The organism is Paenibacillus spongiae (assembly GCF_024734895.1).
Lineage (GTDB): Bacteria > Bacillota > Bacilli > Paenibacillales > Paenibacillaceae > Paenibacillus_Z > Paenibacillus_Z spongiae.
The window spans coordinates 512,368-538,154 of sequence record NZ_CP091430.1 but is presented as its reverse complement, the minus strand read 5'-3'; the positions used below and the strand labels follow the sequence as shown (position 1 = coordinate 538,154).

18 protein-coding genes and 1 pseudogene are annotated in these 25,787 nt (G+C 54.7%); all 19 read right to left on the bottom strand.

What is annotated here, in order from left to right; all coding sequences use genetic code 11:
• Positions 1-40: 40 nt before the first annotated feature.
• Positions 41-1,762 carry a hypothetical protein gene (locus L1F29_RS02335; RefSeq protein WP_258386802.1) on the bottom strand — a complete coding sequence of 574 codons (1,722 nt, stop codon included), beginning with the start codon at positions 1,760-1,762 and terminating at the stop codon, positions 41-43.
• A gap of 243 nt (positions 1,763-2,005) precedes the next feature.
• On the bottom strand, positions 2,006-3,058 hold the full coding sequence (locus tag L1F29_RS02330) for a polysaccharide deacetylase family protein (protein WP_258386801.1): 1,053 nt from the start codon (positions 3,056-3,058) through the stop codon (positions 2,006-2,008).
• 167 nt (positions 3,059-3,225) lie between these two features.
• Positions 3,226-3,825 (bottom strand): TetR/AcrR family transcriptional regulator, encoded by a 600-nt coding sequence (locus L1F29_RS02325; RefSeq protein WP_258386800.1) that lies wholly within the window; start codon positions 3,823-3,825, stop codon positions 3,226-3,228.
• A gap of 39 nt (positions 3,826-3,864) precedes the next feature.
• Entirely contained in the window at positions 3,865-5,283 is a 1,419-nt protein-coding gene (locus L1F29_RS02320; RefSeq protein ID WP_373876519.1) for an MDR family MFS transporter, read from the bottom strand.
• A 155-nt stretch (positions 5,284-5,438) separates the two neighbouring features.
• On the bottom strand, positions 5,439-5,609 hold the full coding sequence (locus L1F29_RS02315; protein ID WP_258386798.1) for a hypothetical protein: 171 nt from the start codon (positions 5,607-5,609) through the stop codon (positions 5,439-5,441).
• A gap of 294 nt (positions 5,610-5,903) precedes the next feature.
• The gene (locus L1F29_RS02310; protein WP_258386797.1) at positions 5,904-7,478 is read right to left on the bottom strand and encodes an FAD-dependent oxidoreductase; all 1,575 of its coding nucleotides are present in this window, start codon (positions 7,476-7,478) and stop codon (positions 5,904-5,906) included.
• A 4-nt stretch (positions 7,479-7,482) separates the two neighbouring features.
• A complete protein-coding gene (locus L1F29_RS02305) occupies positions 7,483-8,484 on the bottom strand; it encodes a zinc-dependent alcohol dehydrogenase (RefSeq protein ID WP_258386796.1) in 1,002 nt (333 codons plus the stop codon).
• A gap of 17 nt (positions 8,485-8,501) precedes the next feature.
• Positions 8,502-10,754 carry a helix-turn-helix transcriptional regulator gene (locus tag L1F29_RS02300; protein ID WP_258386795.1) on the bottom strand — a complete coding sequence of 751 codons (2,253 nt, stop codon included), beginning with the start codon at positions 10,752-10,754 and terminating at the stop codon, positions 8,502-8,504.
• A gap of 51 nt (positions 10,755-10,805) precedes the next feature.
• Positions 10,806-11,678 (bottom strand): carbohydrate ABC transporter permease, encoded by an 873-nt coding sequence (locus L1F29_RS02295; protein WP_258386794.1) that lies wholly within the window; start codon positions 11,676-11,678, stop codon positions 10,806-10,808.
• A complete protein-coding gene (locus L1F29_RS02290; protein ID WP_258386793.1) occupies positions 11,672-12,634 on the bottom strand; it encodes an ABC transporter permease in 963 nt (320 codons plus the stop codon). The genes L1F29_RS02295 and L1F29_RS02290 overlap by 7 nt, the downstream gene beginning before the upstream one ends.
• A gap of 1,156 nt (positions 12,635-13,790) precedes the next feature.
• Positions 13,791-15,422, bottom strand: coding sequence for an extracellular solute-binding protein (locus tag L1F29_RS02285; protein ID WP_258386792.1), 1,632 nt, complete (start codon positions 15,420-15,422; stop codon positions 13,791-13,793).
• 259 nt (positions 15,423-15,681) lie between these two features.
• Positions 15,682-15,924: pseudogene (locus tag L1F29_RS34305) on the bottom strand (Gfo/Idh/MocA family oxidoreductase); the annotation flags it as partial.
• A 402-nt stretch (positions 15,925-16,326) separates the two neighbouring features.
• Positions 16,327-18,864, bottom strand: a complete 2,538-nt coding sequence (locus tag L1F29_RS02275; RefSeq protein ID WP_258389577.1) for an outer membrane protein assembly factor BamB family protein — start codon at positions 18,862-18,864, stop codon at positions 16,327-16,329.
• Positions 18,865-19,585: 721 nt separating this feature from the next.
• A complete protein-coding gene (locus L1F29_RS02270) occupies positions 19,586-20,347 on the bottom strand; it encodes a DUF8692 domain-containing protein (RefSeq protein WP_258386791.1) in 762 nt (253 codons plus the stop codon).
• Positions 20,337-21,323, bottom strand: a complete 987-nt coding sequence (locus L1F29_RS02265; RefSeq protein ID WP_258386790.1) for a 2-hydroxyacid dehydrogenase — start codon at positions 21,321-21,323, stop codon at positions 20,337-20,339. The genes L1F29_RS02270 and L1F29_RS02265 overlap by 11 nt, the downstream gene beginning before the upstream one ends.
• Positions 21,324-22,047: 724 nt before the next feature.
• Positions 22,048-22,956, bottom strand: a complete 909-nt coding sequence (locus L1F29_RS02260) for a Gfo/Idh/MocA family protein (RefSeq protein ID WP_258386789.1) — start codon at positions 22,954-22,956, stop codon at positions 22,048-22,050.
• A 20-nt stretch (positions 22,957-22,976) separates the two neighbouring features.
• Positions 22,977-24,185, bottom strand: coding sequence for a M20 metallopeptidase family protein (locus tag L1F29_RS02255; protein ID WP_258386788.1), 1,209 nt, complete (start codon positions 24,183-24,185; stop codon positions 22,977-22,979).
• The gene (gene sdaAA, locus L1F29_RS02250) at positions 24,182-25,102 is read right to left on the bottom strand and encodes an L-serine ammonia-lyase, iron-sulfur-dependent, subunit alpha (protein WP_258386787.1); all 921 of its coding nucleotides are present in this window, start codon (positions 25,100-25,102) and stop codon (positions 24,182-24,184) included. Before sdaAA ends, L1F29_RS02255 begins: the two co-directional genes overlap by 4 nt.
• A complete protein-coding gene (gene sdaAB / locus L1F29_RS02245) occupies positions 25,099-25,782 on the bottom strand; it encodes an L-serine ammonia-lyase, iron-sulfur-dependent subunit beta (protein ID WP_258386786.1) in 684 nt (227 codons plus the stop codon). Before sdaAB ends, sdaAA begins: the two co-directional genes overlap by 4 nt.
• Between the last annotated feature and the right edge of the window lie 5 nt (positions 25,783-25,787).

Sequence of the window (25,787 nt, the reverse complement as noted above, 5' to 3'; positions counted from 1 at the left end):
TTTACAGGGAAAACCGTGCTGGCGGCGGCTTGCGACTCAACTAATCTCTAATGGTATAGGTGTAATTGAACCGGCCGTCCGGAGCCGTATCCCCGTACAAATAAAAGTCGAGAATGTCGCCTTCGAGCGGAACGTTATCGGCCCACTTGAAGGAGACCCGAATTTCCCCGCCTCCGGATGCTCCCGCCGCGAGCCATTCTCTTGGAATGGCCAGCATATATTCATTGCCCTCCGCACGATGCGCGAGCTCGCCCACAGGACGCCAGCTCCAGCCGCCTTCGCACGCCTCCAAAGCTGCAGCCGGCCCGCTGCCGGAAGTCCGGTTGACGATATAATGATATCCTTCCCACGCCGGCTGATCCGAGCCTTGAATACGCAGCAGCAGCGTCATCCATGACGGGCCGCCCGGCGGCGTCAGCTCGTCCTTCGTGCGGGCATAGAAATAGAGGAAGCGCTCGTCATGGGCAGCCTTCATCGTGACGAAATCGTTGCGGCCCGACCGATTCACGTATCGCCCTGCAGTCCCCCAGCCGTCGTGATCGCGATGAACCGTGTCGCACGCATCATCCTTGTATTCCAGCTGAGTCTCCTTCCATTGCGAGAACGGCCCTTGGATATCGATCGATAACGGCGGCGCGGAGGTTTGTTTATCGCGGACCCCTTTGAATTTGCGGATATACGAAATCAATTGATAATAATAGCTGTCTCCGTGGCCACCCCGCATCGGCTCGATATCCCGGCTGTTCTCGTGATCGAACTGATCCACGAACATGACCGGATAACGCACGCCGTTAAACTCGTCATAGCGGGAGGCGATCCATTCATTCCAGCCCGTCACGAACACGAAGCTCGGGTCAAGCTCGAGCGCCCGTTCCCACTGCTCCGCGAAGTTGAGGCCGTACGGCGTATCTTCCGCGCGGCCTGAATGCTTCCCGCCGGAATAGCTGCGCCCAAGTGCTCCAGGCTCGCTTAACGAGCCCAGCCGCCCGTCGACGGCATTCTGCGCGACGCCGACCGAAACCTGTTCCACCTTCCCTTCCGAATCGTAGAATGCATGCTGCGGGTATACCTCGAGCCACGACCATTGGTCCGGACCGGACGGTCCGACGAAGTAGGACGGCTCCGGTTTGCGGAAGGTGAAGAACTCGCGGTGCTCGGGGAGCACCTTATCCGGATCGGCCAGAATAAGCGGCTTGCCCTTCCACGGAAACCACAGCTCCGGATGCAGATTCGGCTCATACAAGTCGCGGAACAATTCGGCGACCACCCGCGACGGATCCCAGAACGGCGTCAAGAAAGCGATCTGGGGCGTTCTGGCCCCCTCTTGTCTCATCTCGGCGTAGACGCTTAATAACGTCATGTAACAATGCTTGTAGGTGAATTGATTCGTGACGTCGAAAATAATCGTGTCCACGCCCGCGTCCGCAAGCAGCTGTGCATGCTGCCTGATCACGTACCGGTCATCCGATAAGTAGTAGCCGGTCAGCGGCTCACCCCAGTGATGAAATTTCGTCATCGGCCCCCAGGCCGGATGGGAACCGTCATGAATCGCTTCCGGATGCTTCTCCAGAATGGCGCTCACATCGAACGGCCCCTCCGTTCCGTGCTGTCCCATCCACAGAAAATAGAACATCCCTACGAATTTATCCGGCTTCGGAGGTCCGACTTCCGCGTAACCCGGCAATTCCCGGCTTAGCCCGTCTATAGCCGTCCATGTGTCGCTCTCGTTATCGATGATTGGCACTGCATCCTTATTCTCCATCCCTGCACCTCCATGAGAATAGACCCGCTTACGTATTCATCACATACACACATACTGCCAGTTGATTTCAAGAACCAGATCGAAAGCATGGATAGCGCTTACAAGATGAGTCCATTCGCTCGCCTTACCTAGTTGTCTTCCATACCGACTACACTATTTCCTTTTTCATTATACATTTTTTATAAAAGGTATACATTTTGCCGATTTTATTCGTTTTGGTATACATCACTCCAGCGGCGCCCATCAAGGGAATAGCTCCCCCGCAGCCGATTTCAAGATGTAGATCCGATTGTTCTCGATCCGGAACATAGGCTCCGTTACGCCAGAAGACTCGCCGTCTGCGATCAGCACAGACTGACCGTCGGACGGGACAAGCCTGATCGATTTACCCTCAAGCTGAAGCAGCGCTTCCCGCGTGACCGAATTCCACTCCACCGTCCCTTTGTCGTCGACCCATTCCCGGAGCGACAGCCACTCCTCGCCGGAACGCGCCTTCTGAATCGCTTCTTTCGCTTGTTCATGCTGGCTTTCCGTCCAGCTCCGCTTCCATTTCGACGGGCCCATAGAGAAGGTTACCGGCTTAACACGATCCGTCAAAATAGCGAACTGGTAGCCCTTATCCTTAAAATATCGGATGATTTCAGGCAGCGCCTTGACGGACTCGCCATGCCCGCTCCCGTCGTGCATCAGCAAGACAATTTCGTCCTTCAGCTTCGCCTGCTTTACGTTCCTGACGATCTCTGCGGCAGGCACATTCCGTCTCTTCGAATCACCCGAATCCATATTCCAGTCGAATATCGTATAACCGGCCTCGCGTATATACTTGAAATAGGACGCGTCGAAGTTCGTGTGCGTCCCTCCTGGCGCACGCAGCAGTGCCGTATGCTTTCCCGTTATGCGGGTTAGAATATCGTCGGTCCGCTTCACCTGATTCCAGAACCCCATAAAATCTTCATACAGCTCTTTATAGACATGATTGTACGAATGATTGCCTATCGCATGCCCTTCGTTCACGATCCGAAGGACGGTATCTTCGTAACGATCTGCCGATTCTCCCAGCACGAAGAAGGTGGCAGGCACGCCATTGCTTGCGAGAATATCGAGCACCTGAGGCGTCAGCTTACTCGGGCCGTCATCGAACGTCAAATAGACCGTGCCCTGCTTCTTAACCGGGGATTGTGCGGCCTTGGAATCCTGCGCATCCGCTTCATGCGGCCGCGCCAATCCGCATACCATTACAACAAACACCACAGCCAGCCAAGTCCAGTACGTCCGATTGCCCTGTCTCTCTATCATTCTATCTTCATCCTCCTACCCAGGAATGGTTTGTTGATAGAGTATATGGCCATAGCGGGGGAAATAGACGCCCTTCCCGACGAACTTCCGGCTTGAATACGCCAAGAGGGCTGCCCCGCTGATAAACAGCGAAGGCAGCCCTCTTGACTGGCGTATCCGTAAAGTTGTCACCCGCGGCCCGAGCGGATAAACAGCGGCTTAATAAATGTATTGACCGTTTGCTCGGCAATCTGTGCCGATGAATATCCGGAATCCCGCAAGTAAAGCATCAACTCGGGTCTTATCGAGGAAGCCATTACACTGGAAACGAACATCGGGTCGAGCGCGATGAGGTCCCCCTTGGCCGCCGCTTCCTCCAACAAGCCTTGTATCGTTTCGCGAAAAAATATGAAAGGAGGGATCTGGAACAAGCAATCTCTCGAATCCTCGAGCCTCTCGCAATGGAACACGGTCTTGACCCATTCCAAATCCTCATTCAGAAATTCAACCAAACTCGTCATAATCCGAGAGAGCCGCTCTACGGCCGGAGCGTCCGCATTCTCCTGCAAATAATCGACGATCGACTGCTTAAACCGATCGAACTTCGTTTCCATCAAACTGAGACATAGACTGCTCTTATTCGGATAACGACGATATAACGTTCCTTGGCCGATGCCGGCCGACTTCGCAACCTGATGCATGCTGACGGCTTCAACGCCGTGCTCGTCGAACAGCTGCTGGGCTGTTCTCATAATTTCCAAGCGAAGTCTATCCGTACCCTTTTCCATCTTCGTCCCTTCCTTTACAAGCTGCTGGAAACGTCTGAATCACGCCACTTCTTTCTTCTCCTGCTCAGGCGACACGTTCACGCGTTTGATAAACAACCCGATCACAAGTGCAATGATACCGACGAGGAATGCGATCAAGAAAGCATCCTGCAAGCCGGCAACCAAGCCTTCGGCTTCTGTAGCCTGCGGATTGGAAGCAAAATAGTTCTTCGTTCCCGACGACATGATGCTGATGAACAGCGCCGTGCCGATTGCACCGGCTACCTGCTGCAGCGTGTTCAGAATCGCCGTTCCATGCGGATACAGGTGACGGGGGAGCTGATTAAGCCCGGTCGTCTGCGCCGGCATCATGACCATTGAAATTCCGATCATCAGTACGATATGAAGCGTGACTACGTAACCCGCTGTCGTCTCGACGGATATGTCTTTGAAGAAAAAGATCGATATCAGTACGAGCACCAGACCCGGGATGATGAGCACCCTTGGCCCGAATTTATCGAACAGCTTGCCGGAGATCGGCGCCATAATTCCGTTCACGACCCCGCCCGGCATGAGCGTAAGACCCGCCTTGAAAGCCGTCATCAGTAGAGCGGTCTGCAGGAATAACGGAAGCAGAATCATCGTGGAGAACAAGGTCATCATGAGAACGAGCAGAAGCACGGTCACGATCGAGAACATCGGATACTTGAACGCACGAAGATCGAGAATCGGCTCCCGTACGATAAGCTGCCGGATAATGAACAATATCAGCCCGATGCCGCCGGCAACCAGCGTCCATACGACGGCCGGATCGGACCATGAGCCTTCGCCCGCTTTACTGAAGCCGTATACGATCCCGCCAAAACCGATGCTCGACAGGACGATGGACAGAATGTCGACCTTCGGTTTCGTCAGGTCCGTCACATTCCTCAGAAACATTGAGGCAAATAGGATCGAGAAGATCGCCAGCGGAATAACAAGGATAAACAGCCAGCGCCAGCTGAGATGGTCGATGATGAATCCCGACAAGGTAGGACCGATTGCCGGTCCGAACATAATAACGAGACCGATCATCCCCATCGCCGCACCCCGGTTCTCCGGAGGATAGATCACGAGGATCGTATTCATCATAACCGGCAGCATAAGCCCCGTACCGAGGGCTTGCACGATCCGGCCGACTAGCAGCAGCTCGAATGATGGCGCCGCGGCGCATATGACCGTTCCGGCCAAGAATAGAATCATGGCCGACAAGAACATCTGCCTGGTCGTAAACCACTGCTGAAGCAGTGCGGTTACCGGCACGAGTATGCCGATTACGAGCATATACACGGTGGACAGCCACTGAATCGTGGAAGGCCCAATGCCGAATTCTTTCATTAAATCTGGAAAAGCGATGTTGAGCAGCGTTTCATTCAGAATCGCCACGAACGCCCCAATAATTAGAGCGGCTACGATCGGCCCTCTCTTGATCCCGCTCAAATCAACGGGGGCCTGTTTCTCTGTGCCTGCAGCATTCAAGTTTCTCTTCCTCCTCCGGCCTGCGGACAATTGTCCGCATCCAACAAAAAAATGACCGGACAACTGTCCGGTGTTCTGATTCTAGCAGAAAGCCAACCAATTTGTCAAAAATAATTTCAGTCGGCTTCCTCCTCCTTCACCTCGCCGATATCCTCCACGGCATCGAATACGTCTGCCGGCGGGACATTCGTTATCTCATCCTGCCGGATCGCCTGCTCGCGGATTAGAGCCGTAATATACGCCAGCTCCGCTTCATCTGTGACATTATCATCACGCCCGGTATTCATGCTTCTGCCTCCTTTTATGCCTATTGTATGAAGCTATCGCCCATACTTTATGCGGATCGGCACCTTTCTATCCCTGATATGTAGATTGAACGTATGTATGGCAAGCAAGCCATTGCGCAGGCAGATTATTATTACGGTCGCCATCGTTGCCGGATTTCCTTGTGAAATCCAGTAACGATGGCGGCCGTTAACGCTTCTCCAGAATCATTCTTCCTGCTCCACTCGTTGTTGCCTCCGTTGTTCCCACCTTCTATATAGAAGGTGGGAACACCCTAGTATCGTCAGTCTTGACGGCTAAACGGCTCCAATAGAAGGCCAGCGCAGCTCGATACCCGCTTGCACGAGCAGCTGCTGGAAGGCCTTCAGGTGCTTCCCGTCGTTCCGGACCGCTCTCGGCTCGATCCCGTGTTCGATACAATAGGCCGCCAAATACCCGGCAGACTCGCCGATGTTCCATTCGACCGGATGCAGTCTGTAGCATCCGTTCGTAATATGGGTGGTGCCGATATTCTTGCAAGCTGCCAGCAGATTGTTCGTTCGGACGGGAATCAGACTGCCCAGCGGAATTTGGAACGGCAGGCTCGGCACGTCGATGTACGTGCGAAGCCCGGTGCTCGGATGGAGATCGATCCGGTAACACCCTACGCCGACGGAGTCGAAATAATCCATCGCTTTGCCTTCCGGGCGGCTAGCCGGACTGAGATGCTGCTCCACTACCGTACATTCGGCGGCGATCCGGCGCGATTCCCGGATGTACGGGCTCTTCGCCAGCCCGTCGGCCGTGCCGGTCACATCCGGACGAAGACGCAAGCCCGGATACCCCTTCCCGCCATCCGGACGGGGGGCCTCGGTCTGCATCCAATACAGCAGCGAGAGGCTCAGCTGTCTCGCATTCTCAAGATGCTTCTCCCGCTCTTCCGGGCTGACGTCAATAATAGAGCCCAGCCAATAGTCGTTCTGCGGCCAATTGACGACCGTTATATCGCTGTCGAAGCTTCCTTCGGCAAACTGTGAACGATCGATGAACCGCCGGTATTGCCATAAGGAGAACGATTGCCCGTCAGGGAACAGGCTGTACCGGATCGGCTCGAGCGTATGCGGCACAAGGCCCGTCCAGCTCAACTGCTTGTCCGGCCAGAAGTCCGCGCGATACTGCTTCCAGAATTCATACTGCGCCGGTTTTGCGATCGTATGATCTTCGCCTTCGATATGATCGACGACGAAGCACCATGTGAACGCCTGCATGTCCGCCGGATCCGCCTGTCCCGGCAGCGCATGCGGTTCCCCGGTTTGCGCCGCGGATTCCGCCCCCGTCACATACTCCGTCCCCGTGATCGGAAGAACATCCCCTTCTTCCGTTGCGTCGAGGAAATAGGCTGCGGTCAGAACCGATATCTCACCCGATGCCTCATCACTCACATGGATGGCACGGACGCTGTCGCCCTCCCTCTCGGCATGAACGGCCCGGTGACGGTCCATAATCGTAAGCTTCCCGCTGTGGATATACGGGGCCAGCATGTCCCGCAGAACCGCCAGAGCCACCCTCGGCTCATGGGAGATGCGGCTCACCGTCGCGCTGCCCGGATTGAATTGCAGGCGGCTTCGCGCCTCCTCCGTAAGCGGGAAGTTGCGCTTGTAATACTCCCTTACCCGGCTGCGGTATTCCCGATAACTGGACGTACACCCGAACTGCTCGATCCAAGGATGTTCATCCGGCGGAACCGCTTGGCTGGTCAGCTGCCCGCCGATCCAATCCGTCTCCTCCGTCATAATAACGCGTCTTCCTGCTTTGGCCGCAGCCAAGGCGGCGGCACAGCCGCCCAGGCCGCCTCCGATAATGGCGATATCCGCTTGCTTGTAAGCCGTCATCCCGTTACCCTCCATACTTCAGCAGCGTTCCCATCACGCCCGGCTTCACACTGTAGTTCTCGTACGCTTCCGCGGCGCGCTCGAACGGGAAGATATCGGAGATGAGCGGCGCTACGGCAATGCGCTTCTCCGCCAGCAGGTGAATATAAGCCCCGATATTACGGCCTTCCGTCCATCGCACGAACCCGATCGGATAATCCCGGTTATCCCTTTCGTAGCCTGTATCGTACCGTCCCGGGCCTCCCGCGCGCGAGATGAGCACCTGAACTTCCTTGCCGAACATCATGTTTCTGGAAAATGAGGTCGTCAAATCGCCGACGATGACGATCTTCCCCTTATCCCGGATCCAAGTCATCGAGCGGTTAATCAATTCTTCGCCCGGGCCGCCTGCGCACAGAAGCACGCAATCCGCGCCTGGACCGCCCGTGACGTCAGGAAGCCGCTCTTCCAGCTGCTCCTGCGAGGCGTAGGCATGCACGATTCCCTGCTGCTTCAACAGCTCTACCCGGCCGGCGTTCACATCTAAACCCGCCATGCGGAACGCCGCAGCGGACGCAATCTGCGCCGTAATCTGGCCGAGGATGCCCAGTCCGACGATGACCGCCGACTCCCCGAACCGGATATCCGCCGTGCGGAGTGCATGAATCGCGATTGCGCCCAGCCCCGCGAAGGCGGCTTCCTCCGGACGCACATGATCCGGCACGACGGCCGTCAGATTGGACGGAACCGTCATCCATTCGGCATGACGCACATAAGGCGCGCCGTAACAAGCCACACGCTGGCCGATCTCAAGGCCCGTGACGTTCGGGCCGATCCGCTCGACAATGCCGACGGCGCTGTAGCCGAGTACGACCTCCTGCTCCGCGGCCCGCTTCAGAAACGACATCTCCGTACCCGGACTAATCGCGGAATATTCGGTCCGGATCCGCACATGGCCGGCCGGAGGCTCGATCAGCTCCGTTTCCGCTATGACAATCTCGCCTTTAATCGCTGCTACCGCTTTCATAACCCGCTCCTTCTGGCTCAATCCCCCGGATTTTTACGGTACTCGCTCGGGGAGATCCCATAATATTTTTTAAACGTCGTCGTAAAGGTCGATGAATTCATATAGCCCGTCTTCTCGCCGATTTCGGCAATGCTCAGGTCCGTATGCTTCAGCTGTTCCCTGGCATGCGACAGCCGGACCTTGTTCAGGTATTCCACGTAATTGACGCCGAAGGTTTTCTTGAAATAGTTCGAAAAATATTTCGGGCTCGTATCCAGCACCTCGGCCATATGGTCGAGATATAAATTTTCCATATAGTGCAGCTCGATATACTGCGAGATGAAGGCCGGATTCAGCTTGCTCTTCTGGTCCTGGCTGCGCTTGCTTGCCACGTATTGCACCGCCTCCAGCAGCGCATCCTGAATGTCCTTGTAACCGTATGCGTTCTCCACCTTCTGCAGAAAGTCGGCTTCCAGCCGGTAGAGCTCCTTGGCGAGCGCAGGCGAAACCTCGATCTGCTTCATCATGTGGGACAAGATGCTTCTGGCTGCATGCACAAGCTGATGATGATGGATGCCCCGGTCCGCATTTTCCTTGATCAGGTCGGTAATAATCCGCACGCCCTCGTTCGTCTTCCCGCTGAGCATGCAGTTGGACAACTTCTCGATTTTCTCGAACGGAAAATGCATGTCAGCCACGAAACGGATAGACGTTGTGTCCAGGACCGCTCCGGCCGGATTGACATTCCGGTACTGCATGCCGTTCATAATCTCCTGATAGGCCGCGCGGCAGTTTCTCATATGGGAATCGTAAACTTTGCTGATGCACGCCCAGAGCATGAAGCCCTTCAGCTCCTCTTTCTCCGCCCGTTGAACGAACGCTTCCAGACGGCCGATGACGGCTGCCCGTTCGGACGAATGGCCGATGCCGATCATGGCCAGAAACTGCAGCTGACTCGAATGGAAGACGACGACATGGCCGGCTTCCACCTGCAGGCCGGCTCTTATCGCCTCGGTCATCTCCTCGATGGACAGATCCGTCTGCTCCTTGTCCGCATGAAGCCCTTTCAAATGGATGGCTGCCATGACGAATTGGCGGTCCCGAAAGAAATACGGGTAGTACTTCTGCATCTGGATTTCATATTCCTGGGAGTGGTTATGCGAATCAAGCGTTTGCAGGAACACGCCTCTGCGGATTTCCAGATCGACGAAATTCATCTGCTTCTTGAGCGATTCGTTCTCGGCCTGCACCTTCACGATCCCGCTATGGATTTTGCGGAAATCATTGCCCTTGATGCTTCCCCCGCCAAGCAGCTTCAGAATCCCCTTCACCGGCCGGTATAAGTATATGCTGAGCACGGCGGACAAGATGACCGCGCAAATAATCGCCATGATCATGATCGTCCGGCTGGCGTTCGTGACCGAATCAATGTTCTTGAATTGATACGGAACCTTGTCGATATAAACAAAGCTGTTATAGTCCGACTTGTAGAAGTTGTACTCGAAATTGTTATGGGTCAGCGAAGCTTCGCTGGATGCATTGAAATAGACATCGTTCAGCACTTCGACCAGATCCCAATCCTGCTCCGTACTCAGAATGATTCTGCGCGCCGGATCGAGCACGATGAGGGAGGCCCCCGGCAGCATCGCCTTCATGTCGACATGGTTGAGCAGCTTATCGACGTTAATCATGACCAGGATGTTCTTATCGGACATCCTGACCTTGTTGCCGTCGAGGATCGGGATCAGCCGCCTGCTCTTCTTCGTCATCGTCTCTCCCTGACTGACGAACGTATCGGCCGGGAACACGGTGGACGGATGCTTGGACCTCGCGAATGTTTTCCAATACCCGGTGTTATAGATGTCATGCTTGAATTTCTTATCGAACAGGACCGACATATCGCTCGTACCCTTGGAGGTGATCGCCAAATCGTGATTATCGAAAAAAATGATAATATCCTCGATATAATCGACCGACGAGGCAAGCGTTGTGATGTTATCCTGCAGCGAATACACCTTGGCCATATCGATGCTCCCGTCTGCGGAAGCGAAGAGGTTGTCGTAAGGCAGCCCATGAATGGTGAAGATGAGATTATTCACGGTCGTAAAGCTGTTATTGTAGGATTGAATAATATTTTTGACCACCAGCCGGTTGTTCTGCGCCACTTTCTCGTAAATACCGGAGATCGAATTTTTATAGACGACGTAGTTGGATACGAACATGATGACGATAACCAGCAGCAAAGCAAAAAAGATTTGCAGCAAGCCTCTGCTTGCGATCAACCGATTCATTGGGTGCCACCTCTCATGATGTCATCCCACTAATTTCAACAGGCCGTCTGCTCATCCCTTCTCGGAGCCGAGCATAACCCCTTTGGCAAAATATTTCTGCGCGAACGGATAGATCATCAGCACCGGGATCATGGACAGGACGATCGTCGCATTCTTCATCGCTTGCGGAGCAAGCGCAGCGGCATCCACCAGACTCGGATTGTTCCCGCCTTCGTTGAAGATCAACATATCCCGCAGCACAACCTGTAGAGGATACATCGCCGCATCGTTCAAGTAGATCATCGGGATGAAGAAGCTGTTCCAATGCCCCATGAAATAGAACAATCCGATCGATGCCAGCGCCGGCTTGGAAAGCGGAATGACGATATTGAACAAAATCCGGTATTCCGACGCCCCGTCCACGACGGCGGCCTCCCGCAGCGAGCCCGACATGCTTTCGTAGAAGCTCTTCAGAATGAGCAGCTCGAAGGTCCAGATCGCATTCGGCAGCACGAGCGCCCATACGGAGTCGAGCAGTCCCAGGTTTTGAACGATGACGTAGTTCGGAATGATGCCCGGGTTCAGGAACATGGTAATGATAATCGCCAGCATGAAAAACTTCCGGCCGAAGAACGTTCTCCTCGAGAGCGGATAAGCCGCGACCGCCGTCATCAGCAGGTTAATGACCGTGCCCAGCACCGTATAATAGATTGTATTCAAATATGCTCTAGGGATGCGGTTATCCATGAGCACCTCTTTGTACGCTCCGAAGTTGAACCCTTTCGGAAGCAGCGTCACTTCACCCCGGACGACGTAAGAGGTATCGCTTAGCGAAACCGCCGTAATGTACAGAATCGGGTAAATCGTCGCAACGGCAAGGCATACCAGGAGAATGGTATTGATGATCTGGAACAGGGATATGCTTCGAAGGCCTTTTGCTACCATAGCCCGTTACCCCCCAGTCGCTTGCTGATATAGTTGGCCGACAGCAGCATCGTCATCGCGACAAGCGCCTCGAATAGCCCGACGGCTGCGGCATAGCTGTAGTTGCTTTCCAGAAGCCCTTTCCGGTACACGTACGTGGAGAAGACATCGGCTACTTCATAGGTCATCGGGTTATAGAGCAGGAGCACCTTCTCGTAACCGACGCGGATCATCGAGCCTGTCTTGAGAATGAACATGATGATAATCGTAGGCATGATGCTTGGAATCGTAATCGACCAGATCATGTGGCGCCGCTTGGCCCCATCCACCTTGGCCGCCTCATACAAGGACGGGCTGATGCCGGCGATCGCCGCCATGTAGATGATCGCCTCGTATCCGACCGTAGCCCAGATGTCCGATAGCACGTAGACGGGACGGAACCATTCTGGCTCGATCAGAAAATATATTTTCTCAAAACCAAGCGCAGCCAGCAGTTGGTTGAATATGCCTTGGTTAGGGGACAAGAAGTCGATTATCATGCTGCTTATAATGACGACGGATAAGAAAGCCGGAAGGTAGCTGATCGTCTGGACCGATTTCTTGAACCATTTGACTCTGACTTCATTTAATAGAATGGCGAGAATGATCGGAAACGGAAATCCGAAAACGAGCGTAAGCGAACCGAGTAACAGCGTGTTCTTGAACAGCAGCCAGAAGTCGGCGCTGGAGAAAAACTTTTCGAAGTGCTTCAGCCCCACCCAGTCGCTTCCCATAATACCGGTAAATACGCTGTAGTCCTTGAATGCGATGATCATGCCGTACAGCGGGCCGTAACGAAAAATAGCATAGAAGAGCAGACAAGGGATGAACAGCATCAGCAGCTGCCGGTCCCGCCTCATATGCCGGAACACCGAGACGATTCTGCCTCTTAAGGATCGCGATGGTGCTTGGACAGTCTCAGTGTTAACGTGCGCCATAATGGTTCCTCCTTAAAGTTTTTGTGAGCTCATCGCTTCAAGGAAGCGATATCGAGCAAAAACTTACTTCGTAAGCATAAACTTAGTTTTTGCGTGGGCTTCGCCCGACGCCAGTCGAGCAAAAACTTACTTCGTAAGCATAGGCTTAGTTTTGTGAGCTTATCGCTTCAAGGAAGCGATATCGAGCAGAACTTACTTCGTAAGCATAGGCTTAGTTTTGTGAGCTCATCGCTTCAGGGAAGCGATATCGAGCAGAACTTACTTCGTAAGCATAGGCTTAGTTTTGTGAGCTCATCGCTTCAGGGAAGCGATATCGAGCAGAACTTACTTCGTAAGCATAAGCTTCGTTTTTGCGTGGCTTCGCCCGACGCTAGTCGAGCAAAAACTCACTTCGTACATAAGCCTAGTTAAGTTGAACGAAGGAACCTTCGATCGTGTCTCGTACGGCACGATCCTTTGCGGACATACAGTCCTCTATTTAGCAGGAAACCCGATTATTATAGGTGTTGCGGACCCTGTATCCGCTATTCGTCCACATGAGGGGGAAAGAGGCCGTTTAGCAGCCAATAGAGGACTGAGGGTCCGCAAGTGCAACAATAAAGGGCCAACAAGGCGAAATAGCGGACTCACGGTCCGTAACAATCGATACGCTCGCCAATGCGGGTCGCCGCCGACGAACTCATGCCAGTTTTCCGTTCGGCCAAGCGAAAATTCCGTTCAACTTGTATAGTTTTGCGTGGCTTCGCCCGACGCTAGTCGAGCAAAAATTTACTTCGTAAGCATAGGCCTAGTTTTTGCGTGGGCTGTTCAGCCTGGATGATTGGACAGCGCCCGGAAACCAACCGTTTCCGGGCGCATGCCGATCACCGTTTTGATGGTTTTATTTCGAATGAACGCAAGATAGGGACAGCTGGCGGAGCAGGAAGAATGATTCTGAAGAAGCGTCAGCGGCCGCCTTTGTTCCCGGATTTCAACCTATTAGTAATAATTCAAGAAAGTCCGGGAACAACAGCGATCGGAAGAATATTCTGCCTGCGCAGCAGGTTGTGCGTAATCTTTCGATTCAAGCCAACACAGTGACTTGTGCATCAAATCTCCGTTCAATCATCTTGTCATTCGTTCTTCGTCCCATCATTGGCGTTAAACTTACGTCACATTAATTATTTGCGTCGTAACGCTGTTGAGCGGCGTTGAAGATTTCGATGAGCTTGGCCGCGCCTTGCTTCTCCGCGTTCTTCTGCCAATCCTGCCACTGCTTATCCCCATAAGACTTATCGAGAATATATTTGGCATTGAACTCGCTGGCGGATTTCAGCAGCGTCGTATGAATTTCGGCGATTTGGGCCGTTTCCTCGTCGGTGAAGTTCAGAACCGGATCCGCCGGTTCGAACGTGTTGGCATTCAGGCGCTTGTCTTGCGCCTCCTGCTCTTTCTCCGTGAAGTTATAGTACACGCTGCGGCGGTCGGAATTGACGTACATGCCCTGCAGCCACAGACCATAACGCTCTTCCAGCACGCTGATGTCGACGAGCGGCACATCCGTCAGCTCCGGATAGACGGCTTTGTCGTTATCCATCATGAACGTCTCGCCTTCCACGCCCATCGTGACAAGCGTTGCGCCGGACGGGCTGGTCAAGTAGTCCAGAAGCTTCAACGCCGCTTCCTTATTCTCGTTGTTGGAGACCGCAATGCTGAAGTTCGGGTCGATCTTAGGCAGCGTCGCTCCGTTGCCCGTCGGTCCGACCGGCGTGCCGTAGCGGAGGTCATACTCCGGATTCTGATCTTTAATCTGGTTATAGAACAGATCCAGACGGCCGATCCAGTCCCATGTTACGAATGCTTTATTGTTCGTCGTCATCTTGGCTGTCCAAGAATCCGTCGTATCGGTAATGAACTCAGGATCGAGCAGTCCTTCGTTGTACATCTTCTTCATGAAATCCAGCATTTCTTTATGTTCCGGCTGCGTAGTGGCGTATTTCCATACTTTCGCATTCTCGTCGTAGTAAGCCGGGTAGCTGGCACCGCCGATTCCCCAGCCGTAAGACCAGTCGCGGAAAATAAAGTCCTTCGTCTTGGAAGCATAAGGATAAGAATCGGGATAAGCCTCTTTCAGCTTCTTAAGCGCTTGATAGAACTCTTCGGTATTCGTCCATTCCTTAATGCCAAGCTTGTCGAAAATATCTTTGCGGTACATAAAACCATGGTTAACGTCGCGGTTGATGTTGGCGACTGGCCAGGTGTAGATATTGCCGCCCTCGTCGGAGTACGATTTCATGACCCAAGGATTCTCATCGACGTACAGCTTCTTGAAGTTCGGCAGCATGTCTAAGTATTCGTTGATCGCTACAACCGCTTTTTGCTGGCCGATCTTCTTGAGTTCCGCCGCAGTCAGGCCGTGGAAGATGTCCGGAAGCTTGCCTGAAGCAACCGTAACCTTCAGCTTGTCGCTGTAAGTGGCCGGCGAGTAAGCCTGGAAATTGATCTTAATCCCGGTGCGCTTCTCGATTTCCTTCACGATAAGCTTGTCGTTCAAATTCGTGTTCTCGCTGACGACCATCCATGTAATCGTGGTTGGCTTATCGACAAGCGGCAGCTTCAATCCGCCGGTGTCCCCATATTGATTGGGATCTGCCGCAGGCGCGGGATCGCTTCCTTTATTGGTTTGATTTCCGGCCGGAGCTTCTTCGCCGCCTTTGCCTTCTTTGTTGCTGTTGTTGCTGCCGCACGCAGCCAGTACCGCGATGAACATCGTCAGTACCAGCAGTACGCTGACCAACTTCTTTGACATTTTTCTTCCTCCCCTTATGATGTCGTCTTCCCCCCGAATCTTTGCAACCGATTACAAGCTTCGGATATTTCTCATGATAAAAGCGTTTACAGCAACCGTAAATTATTCGATTTCGGCGTTATCTCTATTCCTCCCCCGATCTGATGCAAAAAGCCGAAAAACCCTGTCATATCAAGGTTTTTCGGCTTGTGGAAAATGCTAAAGCGGTAGAAATATATAAAAAAGAGGGCGAATTTAAGCAATGATTTCACGCCATTAATTACGGCTTAAACACGATTTCACGCCCGGTGCGGGCCGATTCATAAACGGCACACAGCATTTTCATTATTTCCACGCCGTCCTCGACCGGGCTGAGCGTCTCCTACAGGCCGAGAGTGCTGTCGATGAAATGCGCAACCTCGTTCCGGAAGGCGCCCTCGAAGTCGAACGAAAGACTGTCGACCTGAGGAGCGAGATTCAGAATCGTGTCGTATTTCTCCGATACGATGGAAAGCTCGGGCTTCGGATCGTACGCCATTCACGGTAACCTTAAGATGAGAGTTCAAATATTCCGCTACAGCCTCCGATTGTTCTGTAACGCCGAGCTTAATTCATTTCGCGGAACGCCGGGATTCACTCCGGGATCGACGACCCGTCCGAATTCAAAATAATCTATATAAAGCACATAATGCATGTTATTCTCTTCCAATGTCACCTTCGAATATCCTTCACTGTATCCGTATGCGCCTAAACAACCGGAGAACGCATCAGGATGCCCAACCAAACATACAACAATCCCAAACAGCAGATTACTGCTTTCTTCACATCTCTCACGCGTCTTATGCGGGTAGAAAAGGTGAGGCCCTTGCCTCCCGGATTCGGATAAAGGGCCTCTTGATTTCAACTATTGCGAATATCTTTCACGTCATTGAGATGTAAAAGCGTACAGATTGCCGTCGAAAGCTCCGACGACGAGCGTATTGCCAGTAATGGCCGGTGAGGAAGCGACCCATGTGCCGATCTCGTATTGCGATAAAAGTTGTCCTGATTTTTTATCTAGTGAATACAAGTTGCCATCGTTAGAACCGATAAAGATGGTATCTCCACTGACGGCAGGCGAGGAAATGATTCCGCCCTTGGTGCGGTATTTCCATAGCAATGTACCTTTTTCGGCATCAAGCGCAACGACGTTGCCATCCGACATTCCTATATATACGACTCCGTCCACCAGAGCCGGTGAAGAACCCGTTGTATAGCCCGCGATATAGGAAGTATCGGTGCTTAAGTAACGCCAAAGCTCTTGGCCTGTCGAAGCGTCAAGGGCGACGATGAGTCCGCCTTTATAACCCAGACCCATATACAGCCGGCCATCCGCAATGGCAGGCATCGAATGCATAACATTATCTCCGAGGGCCGGTTTTGTACGCCATAGTTCGGCTCCGGTCTTCGCATCTAATGCGACGATCCATCCTTCGGCACCGACATAAACTTTACCGTTATCATAAACCGGCGAACTATCGGCGAACCAGCCTCCGGCAAGCGGTTTGTTCCAGAGCTCGTCGCCTGTCTTCGCATCCAGCGCCATGATCGCACCGCCGCCGTATGCCTGATATACCACCTGTTCCGCGACAGTCGGAGAATAGTACATCCACGCCCGGCTCCCGTCCTGCGGGCCTACTGTTTTCTCCCAAAGCTTCTCGCCGCTTGCCGCATTCAACGCATAGAGCGTTCCGTGAATCGACGAGGCGTAGACGATGCCGTCAGCCACAGCCGGCGAAGAATGCACTTGGGCGTTGGCTTTAAAATACCACTTCCTCAGGCCCGTCTTCAGATCAACCGCATGAACTCCCTGATGATCGGCTCCATCTTCGTCACGCGTTCCTATATACGCCACTCCGTCGGCGATTGCCGGCGAAGAAGTGAGAATGCTCCCCGGCGTCTTGTAACTCCAAGCCAACCGAAGTTCTGGCGTCAAAGCATCGGCAGCCTTTCCGGTATGCTGCGCATTGCCGTGAAACATCGGCCAGTTTGCGCCGGCTTGAATGTCGGGTAAACTGCCGGGCCGAACGATTTCATACTCGCCCGATCGTTCCCAACGTTTTCCGGCAGCATCGGTTACTTTCACTTCAATCTTGTGCTTGCCGGCAACTGACCTTCGGGCATCATAGGCTGCGGTCCATGAAACTGCGCTCGACTTCTTCAGATTGAACCACACGCCGCCGTCAATGCGATATTGAACACTGTTGACTTCTTTCGAAGTATCGTATGCGTTGACCAGCACATCCATCATACCCTGCTCGATTTTGCTTCCCGGCGCTGGATTGACGATGGACAAGCTTTTCTCGACATCAAACATTTTGAAAGGAGTAACCTGGCTCCCACCCTTGAACTTCACATGTCGGAACCCGTTAGGTGTCTGGTCGATCGTATACGCGCTTGAGTTGGTGAGAACGTAGTTAGCCCCCGGTAACTTGTCCATCGTGTCGACATCGTTCAAATGGATATGTCCCATTAATAACAACACCGTGTTGTACTTACCAAGAAGATCGATGTACTCCTCGGTGCCGTTCGGCGTCTGCGGAGCCTTCAGAGGTTTGTGGATGATGACCACGACCTCTTTGTCGACGGCGTTCGCTTCCAAGTCCTTGCGCAGCCATTCAAGCTGATCCGCCTCGCTAAATCCAAGGTTGTTTTCGAGCGTGACGAAATGGCGGTTGCCATAGTCGAAAGAATACCATTCCGGTCCCAAATACATGCGGTAGCGGTCGATTCGGGTACGATAGTCCGGACCGGGGGTTACATCATGATTTCCTACTGCCGGATATACAGGAATTTTTGAGACTGCAGTTCCCGCCATGTAATCCAGAAACTCCTGATCTGTCGCGCGGTTGGTCAAGTCTCCGCTCACAGCGATAAAAGCAGGCTTCTCGGTCGAATTATTGATTTGCTCAATCTGCCCGATAAACCGTTCCTTGTAGTTTGCCGAGCCCGCTTGGACATGAACATCGGCCGCATTTGCAAAATTAAAGTCCGGTTTGGCAGTCTCGGGAGCGATCAACAGGCCGAAATCCTGCACCCGTTGTTCATTTGGTTGCAGTTCCCCAAGCTGCTTGTAAAATTGAGGCGTCTTATCCTTGTTAACAGGCACTTTATAACCGCTGGGCACATTGACGAAAACAATGTCACCCAGTCGTCTTGCTGTATCTACGGTTAGACTATAATTTCCTTCGTCATCCGTCTTTGTAAATTCCTTGCCGTCGGAGACGCTCATGCCCGCAATACCGGGTTCATTGGCATCTTTAACGCCGTCCGCGTCCTTGTCCTTAAAGACGGTTCCGGTTACAACCGCGTCGGTGTCAAGCGCGAATACAGGCTTTATCAAAGCCAACAAGGCTAGCCCAACCAAAAGCGCAATAACGGGATACCGAATCTTTTCCTGAAACTGTTTCGAGCCAACCATCATATCGATCACTACCTCACCACTCCTTTTGTTTGTGCATACTTTTTACGAATTTCACCTGCAAGCGGAGAAAACTTAACTCAATATGTACAAGCCCCCCTTTCAATGCGACTGTAACAAGGTTTTGTTAAATTAAGGAACGGCCAATGATAATTATTTCTAAAGATAAGCACATCCCTCCCTAATGAATGGAACATTATTGGAAGTTTTCTTCCAAGTAGCAGACTTAAGGGGTTACTTCTCGAAACGAAAAAAAATCGTACGCTAAGCAATTGCGTTGCATGAAAAAACCGAACCCTTTACTCTACAAGGGAATCGGTTTTCGTAATAGCAATCGAGTAAGAGGGGGCTAGTCTTTAGCGGTCCGATGCATCGCGTTTGGCCTGGATTCGGTCACCTGCGAGAAAGCAAAGCGATTTCGGTCCAAATTCAGCCTTGAGCGGCAGCTTATCTATTTCTGAATCCAAGCAAAAAAACGGCTGCTGTTCGCATTTTTCGCGACAGGGCCGTTTTCGTGTTTTCTTACGCTCTCCCGCAGCTAAACCGGGAGAACGAACTCGGAATAATTCGTTGGGACACAAGGCGGCACGCATACCCGATTCGTCGAGACGACCGCTTCTTCGAATTGTTTCACGGTTAAACGTCACCTTCCTCTCATCTCGCGAAGCCTCATCTTCTTGATTCCAGATCCGACGGCGATTTCCATTTTATTGGAAAGGGATTCTCATAACGGGCGGCGAGCGGTCTCGGCCGTTCCATCTGCTGCCGCCGGCCCGGAGACGTTGGAGTCGGGTGTCGCCCAGGCCATGAGATTGTGGTTCAGCATGAGCAGCTTCGCGCTCAGAAGCGCCAGCACCGACGTCAGCTCGACGATCTCCTCGAGCGTCTGCTCCAGCCGTTCGGCGTCTTTGGACATCCGCGATACGTCGAAGGAGTCCATGACGACCGCGGCCGCGGCGAGACCGGCGGCGATGCAGAACCAGATCCAGGCGGCTTTGCGAACTTTGAACACACGATAGATGTAGACCAAGAAGCAGAGCGCGACAACCGCGTAGAGCAAAATGACGAAGTCGCCTGCGCCCATCCAGGGCAGCAGCCGGATATCGGCAGGCTTCAGCCAGTGGTCCCGGACCCGTTCGTGAAGCGCAAACCGTTCATCCGCCATGAGGAAAAAGCAGGCGCCCGCAAGCAGCAGCCAGACTGCGGCCTCCAGCCGAAAGCCGCGGCGCGCGTAGACGAGCGTCAGGCTAAGCAAGGCCAGCAGCCCGCAGCCGAACCAGACGACGCTCTGCAGCCAGGTCATCGGGGTTTGCTCGGATGCGATATACTCCCAGTAACGGGGCCACTTCACGGCCAGCAGCAGCAGCACGAAGACGGCGCCGATGACGAAAGCAGCTGCAATCAGCCTTCGTTCCATGCGCCGCAGCCGTCCGGCGGCCGCAGCGTATTCCCCGTTATCGTGAAGCGCCGGCGAGTTATTCGTCATCGCGATTCCGTCCTCCCTTCATCGCAGTTCTATGCCGCGAATCGTCCTTCAACAGGCCGATGACGTTATCGACCCATGCCTCATACCCGCGCTCGATGACTTCTTCGGAATACCAGGCCGTATGGCCGGTTTGCAGAATGCGGCCTTCTTCGATCTGCCGCTGCGCCCGTTCGTTCGCGAGGGAGAAGCGGTCGTCGACCGCATAGCCGCGAAGCCGTCCCTGCTCGATGGCGGCGACGACCGCTTCCTCCTCGACCAGCGCGGAGCGGGATACGTTGATCAGGATGGCACCGCGCTTCATCTGTCCGAGCTCGCTAGCGCCGAAGCTGTGTGCGCTCTTCCAGCTGGATGGGTAGTGCAGAGACACGATGTCCGATGAAACGAGCAGCTCCTGCAGGCCGACCATCGTAATGCCGGATCCCCGCCCGGGCCTGGGATCGCAGCCGAGCACCCGCATGCCGAAGGCCGCCGCGATTCCCGCCACATGGCTGCCGATCCGACCCAGGCCGATCAAGCCGATCGTCTTGCCGCGCAGCTCCCAGCCTTTGACCGAGGTGCCGGCCGGAACCCGGCCTCTGACGCGGTCCTGGCTGAGATGAATCCGGCGGGATAGCGTCAGCAGCATGCCGATCGCATGCTCCGCCACGGATACGGTGGAATACTCGGGCAGATTTGCGAGGGCGATGCCCCGTTCTTCCAGCCACTCCAGGTCGATATAATCGACACCGGTCGCGAACACGGCGATCCCCCTCAACTTCGGCAGCCCGCCGAACGCCGCCTCGTCGATAACCGGCACGGAACGCGGCGTCAGTCCCGCGACGTCGGCATCTTTCAGCAGAAGGGCGAGTTCATCCGGCGGAATGGGATCAAGCGCCTGATGGAATACGATGTCGCCGGCCGCTTCAAGGCGAGCGAGCTGCCCGGCAGTGAACGTTTGCTTTCCCATGGCGGTAATCAGAACGGCTTTTCTTTTCATATGCGATCTTCCTCCTATTTACAAGGATGGGGCAGAGTCATCTGATGCGGCAAGAATCAACCCTTTCATCGCAGTATAGCTTCCGGATGTTTCCAAGTTATTTCGACGGCGAGAGCGGCTCTCCTCCGTAAGATGAGGAGATTCCCGGCCAGCGGCTGTACGAGAACCGTGCGTTTTTGAAGCGTATCCGCTTTTTACTGAATGGCCGCTAATTCTTCATCGGTAAGGCGAATCTTAATCCGGTTTGGACGTTTACGGTTTTCACTCAACGAAACTCCCTGCCTTCCTTCTCCTTTGGAACTTATTTTTCAAACATGCTTACGTGCTCCAAGCAGTGTAGATGTGGCGGAGGGAAGCGACAGGGTCATGGCCGCAATGGCAAGAACCCGCAGGGCGCGAGGCTCACTGTACCCGAAGGGCCGGAACGAAGAGGAGGAAGTCGGTAGCCTTTACATGTGAGAAGCCCTGCGGTAGATTATCTGGGCAGCCATGACCAAGAGCGACCGCAGCCACGGCTACGGAGCGGTACAAACAACGAAGAGCTGCATGGAGTTGCTACGGAGGTTTCGAGGACGAAGCAATGGAAGCAGTGGAAGCAGTGCTATTGTTCCGCTTACTTCCATTGCCAGTTTGCGCCGGCCTAACTCCGATATGGAACCTGCCCCGATTAAGCCAACCTTCAATTTTGCCATCTGAATTTCCTCCTGTTGTAGGGTAATGAAAATTACGGATGAATGCGGACTGCCGCTCCGCTGGTTCTGCTCTCCTCCGCCTTCTCCAGAAAGCGGATGATCGCGATGGTTTCCTCCCAGTTGAGGGAGGGGCGGCCGGTCTTGAACATCGCGATGACCTGCTCCATTAATCCGGCATAAGCCGGTCTCGCCGCGGCGCTGGCATTGATATAAGCCGATCCTTTCGTACGGTGGACGAGAGCGCCGAATTGATAGCTGCCATCGCGGCTGCCCCGGATCGTGCCGATGCGCCCGTCCCTCCACCTTCCGGTTATAAGCTCATGCGATTCGGACGAGCTGGCATACACCTCTTCGCAACCGGTGCCCATAATGGCAAACAGCATCTCGGCTGTATGTATCCCGTACCAGAAATAATAGGATTGGGTCGGCTCCACCGGCATCGGCCCGTGTACATCCGCACCGGTAATCATGCCCGCGCCCTCCCGCTCAAGCTCGGCGATCAACGCGTCCGTATAACGGAGCGATGAAGCGCTCATGACCGGAATGCCGTGCTTAGCCGCAATCCGGCCGATCTCTTCCGCATCCGCGGCTTTAAGGGCAAGCGGCTTGTCAATGAATACCGGCTTCCCGTAAGAAGCGATTCTGCGGAACTGCTCCAGATGAACCCGCCCATCCGCGGATTCCAGTAGAATCGCGTCGCAGCGCTCGGCGACCTCCTCCGGGGTAGCGACGATTTCGACGCCATATTGATTCCGCAGCTCCTCCGTGAATCCTTCCACGCGGTTGATGCTGAGCGGAAAGTCGGGCGATCCGCCCGGGTAAGCGGCCGTCACGCGGCCGCCCGGAACATGATGCTCATGATTCACATCGTTAATGAGCTTCGTAAATGCCGTGACATGCGAAGTATCCAGACCGATCATACCAATCTTGATGCTGTCCATTGGCAATCTCCTCCTCATCATCATTCATGACGCCCGGGTTCTCCCGCTGCAGTGCCTATAGCAGTACTTGCCGCTAGCCGATGCAGGGCAATCGCAGCGAGCAGCGATGCGCCGAGCGGAATGCATTCCTCGTTCAACGTATACCTTGGATGATGCAGCCCGCAAGCTTGATCCGCATCCTCAAGCGGGCCGGAGCCCAGCCAGAAGAAGCAGCCCGGGATCCGCTCCAGATAGACGGAGAAATCTTCCCCCGCAAGCGTCGGTGCAGCGGTAATTCTGCGTTCCGCCCCGATCACCCGGTCCAGAACCGAATCGACATGGCTGACGCAGGCATCATGATTCATCAATACCGGCACCTGCCGGATATACCGAAGCTCTGCCGTACATCGATAACCGTCGGCAATCTGCTTCACGATCCGCTCGATTCGGGCAGGCATCGCTTCCTGCACCCGCGGTTCGAAGGTGCGGACCGTGCCCGTTAATTCAGCGCGGTGCGGGATGACGTTGTTGGCATGACCGGCCTGAATGCTGCCGATTGTGACAACAACGGGATCGAATGGCGAGACCTCGCGGCTGACGATGGTCTGAAGACCCATGACGATGGCCGAAGCGCAGACGACCGGATCGACCGTTTGATCGGGAATGGCGCCATGGCCGCCTCTTCCTTCGATCGTCAGCTCGATCCGGTCCACCGATCCCATAAGCGGGCCGTATTTCGTCGCCGCCATGCCCGCCGCCAGCGTCGGGAGGTTATGCAGCCCGTATATTTCGTCCACGCCTTCCAAAGCGCCTTCCCCAATCATCGCCTTGGCGCCGGCGTTAATTTCTTCCGCCGATTGGAAGAGAAGGCGGACCGTACCCGCGAACGGCTCCTCCCGAAGAAGCCGCGCCGCGCCAAGCAGTATCGCGGTATGCGCATCATGACCGCAGGCATGCATCACCCCCGGACGGGCAGAGGCGTACGCCAGACCCGACTCTTCCTCGATCGGGAGCGCATCCATATCTGCCCTCAGGGCGATGACGGGTCCAGGCCTGCCGCCCTTGATATCGGCGACAATACCATGTCCTCCGACGCCCGGTTTATAGGCAATGCCGAGCGCCTCCAATTGCCGTCCTACTTTGGCCGCTGTCTCGGACTCCTGGAAGCTAAGCTCCGGATACCGGTGCAGATCGCGCCGGAAAGCGATCAATTCGTCCGCGATTCGTTTGCCCGCATCAATGACATTCATGGCTTCGTCGACTCTCCTTCCCCGTTCTCCTGACGACTGCGATTCGCGCCGTAGAGATCCTTCATAATACGGCGCCCTGTCGGCGTCTGGGCAAGACCGCCCTTGGCCGTCTCCCTATGCTTGGCGGGCATCGCCGTTCCGACCTCCAGCATCACGCCGATGACTTCATCGGACGGAATAACGCTCCGCACGCCTGCCAGCGCCATGTCCGCCGCGGCCAAGGCGGTCACGGCTCCAAAGCCGTTGCGTACGATACAGGGGATCTCGACCAAGCCGCCTACCGGATCGCATATTAAGCCCAGTGAATTTTTGAGCGCCAAGCCGACCGCATGCACCGCTTGCTCCGGCGTCCCTCCGCGCAGCTCCGTCAAAGCTCCGGCCGCCATGCCGATCGCAGAGCCGACCTCCGCCTGGCAGCCGCCTTCCGCCCCGGATATGAAGGAATTGTTCGCGATGACATAGCCGATCGCGCCGGCGGCGAACAATCCCATGACAAGATGGCGGTCTTCCCACCGGTAACGTTCCTGGGAGCTGACGAACACGCCCGGTATGATGCCGCAGGAGCCTGCCGTCGGCGTCGCCACGATGCGCCCCATCGAGGCATTCACTTCGGATACGGATAAGGCGTAGGCCAGCGCTGTACACGCTTCCACGCCAAGCGACGGCAAGCCGCTGCTCACATATTGATGAACGCGGCTTGCATCGCCGCCGGTCAGACCGCTCCGGGAGGGAACGGGCTCCTCGATGCCCCGGCGCACAGCCTCCTTCATAATGCCGTAGTAATCGGCCATCTGCCGGAACGTATCCGACTCGCTCTGTCCCGACTCCTTCGCTTGCTCGCTCAGCATCAGCTGCCCGATGGATACCCCGTCCGAACTGCAGCAATCGATCAGCTTCCGCAGCGTTTGAAATTTCATGATTTCACCTCTTCGGCCGTAAGATCCGCAAGGCAGACGCGCCGGACATCCGGCAGAACGCGTATGCGTTCCATCAATACACCCGGAACCGCTTCGTCGGTCTCCATAACCGTCAGCGCTTCCCCGCTTCTGCCTTTGCGGTCCACATCCATATAACCGATATTTATGCCGTCTCCGCCCACAATGTTCATCATGTCCGCAAGCATGCCGGGCCGGTCTCCGTGAAACACCAGCAAGGTCGGATAATTCATGGTGAATTTGACGTCGAAGCCGTTGACCGCCGTCAATTCGATATTGCCGCCGCCGATGGAGGAGCCGACAATGATGTCCTCCCGCCCGTCACCGCGCAAGGTTAACCTTGCCGTATTCGGATGCGCCGCCGGATTGGAGCCGGTCTTGAACGCAAGCTTCATGCCTGAAGCGTCTGCGATCGCCAGCGCGTCCCGGATCCTCATGTCATCCGCAGCATAGTCAAGGAGACCGGCGGCAATCGCCAGATCGGTCCCATGACCGCGGTAGGTTTCGGCGAATGAACCGTAGAACATAATTTCGGCCCGGGCCGGAAGCCCGCCGAAGATGCGCCGCGCCGCGCGCCCTATACGGACAGCTCCCCCCGTATGAGAGCTTGAGGGCCCGACCATGCTCGGCCCGATAATCGAAAATACGTCTTTAAACCGCAAGATAG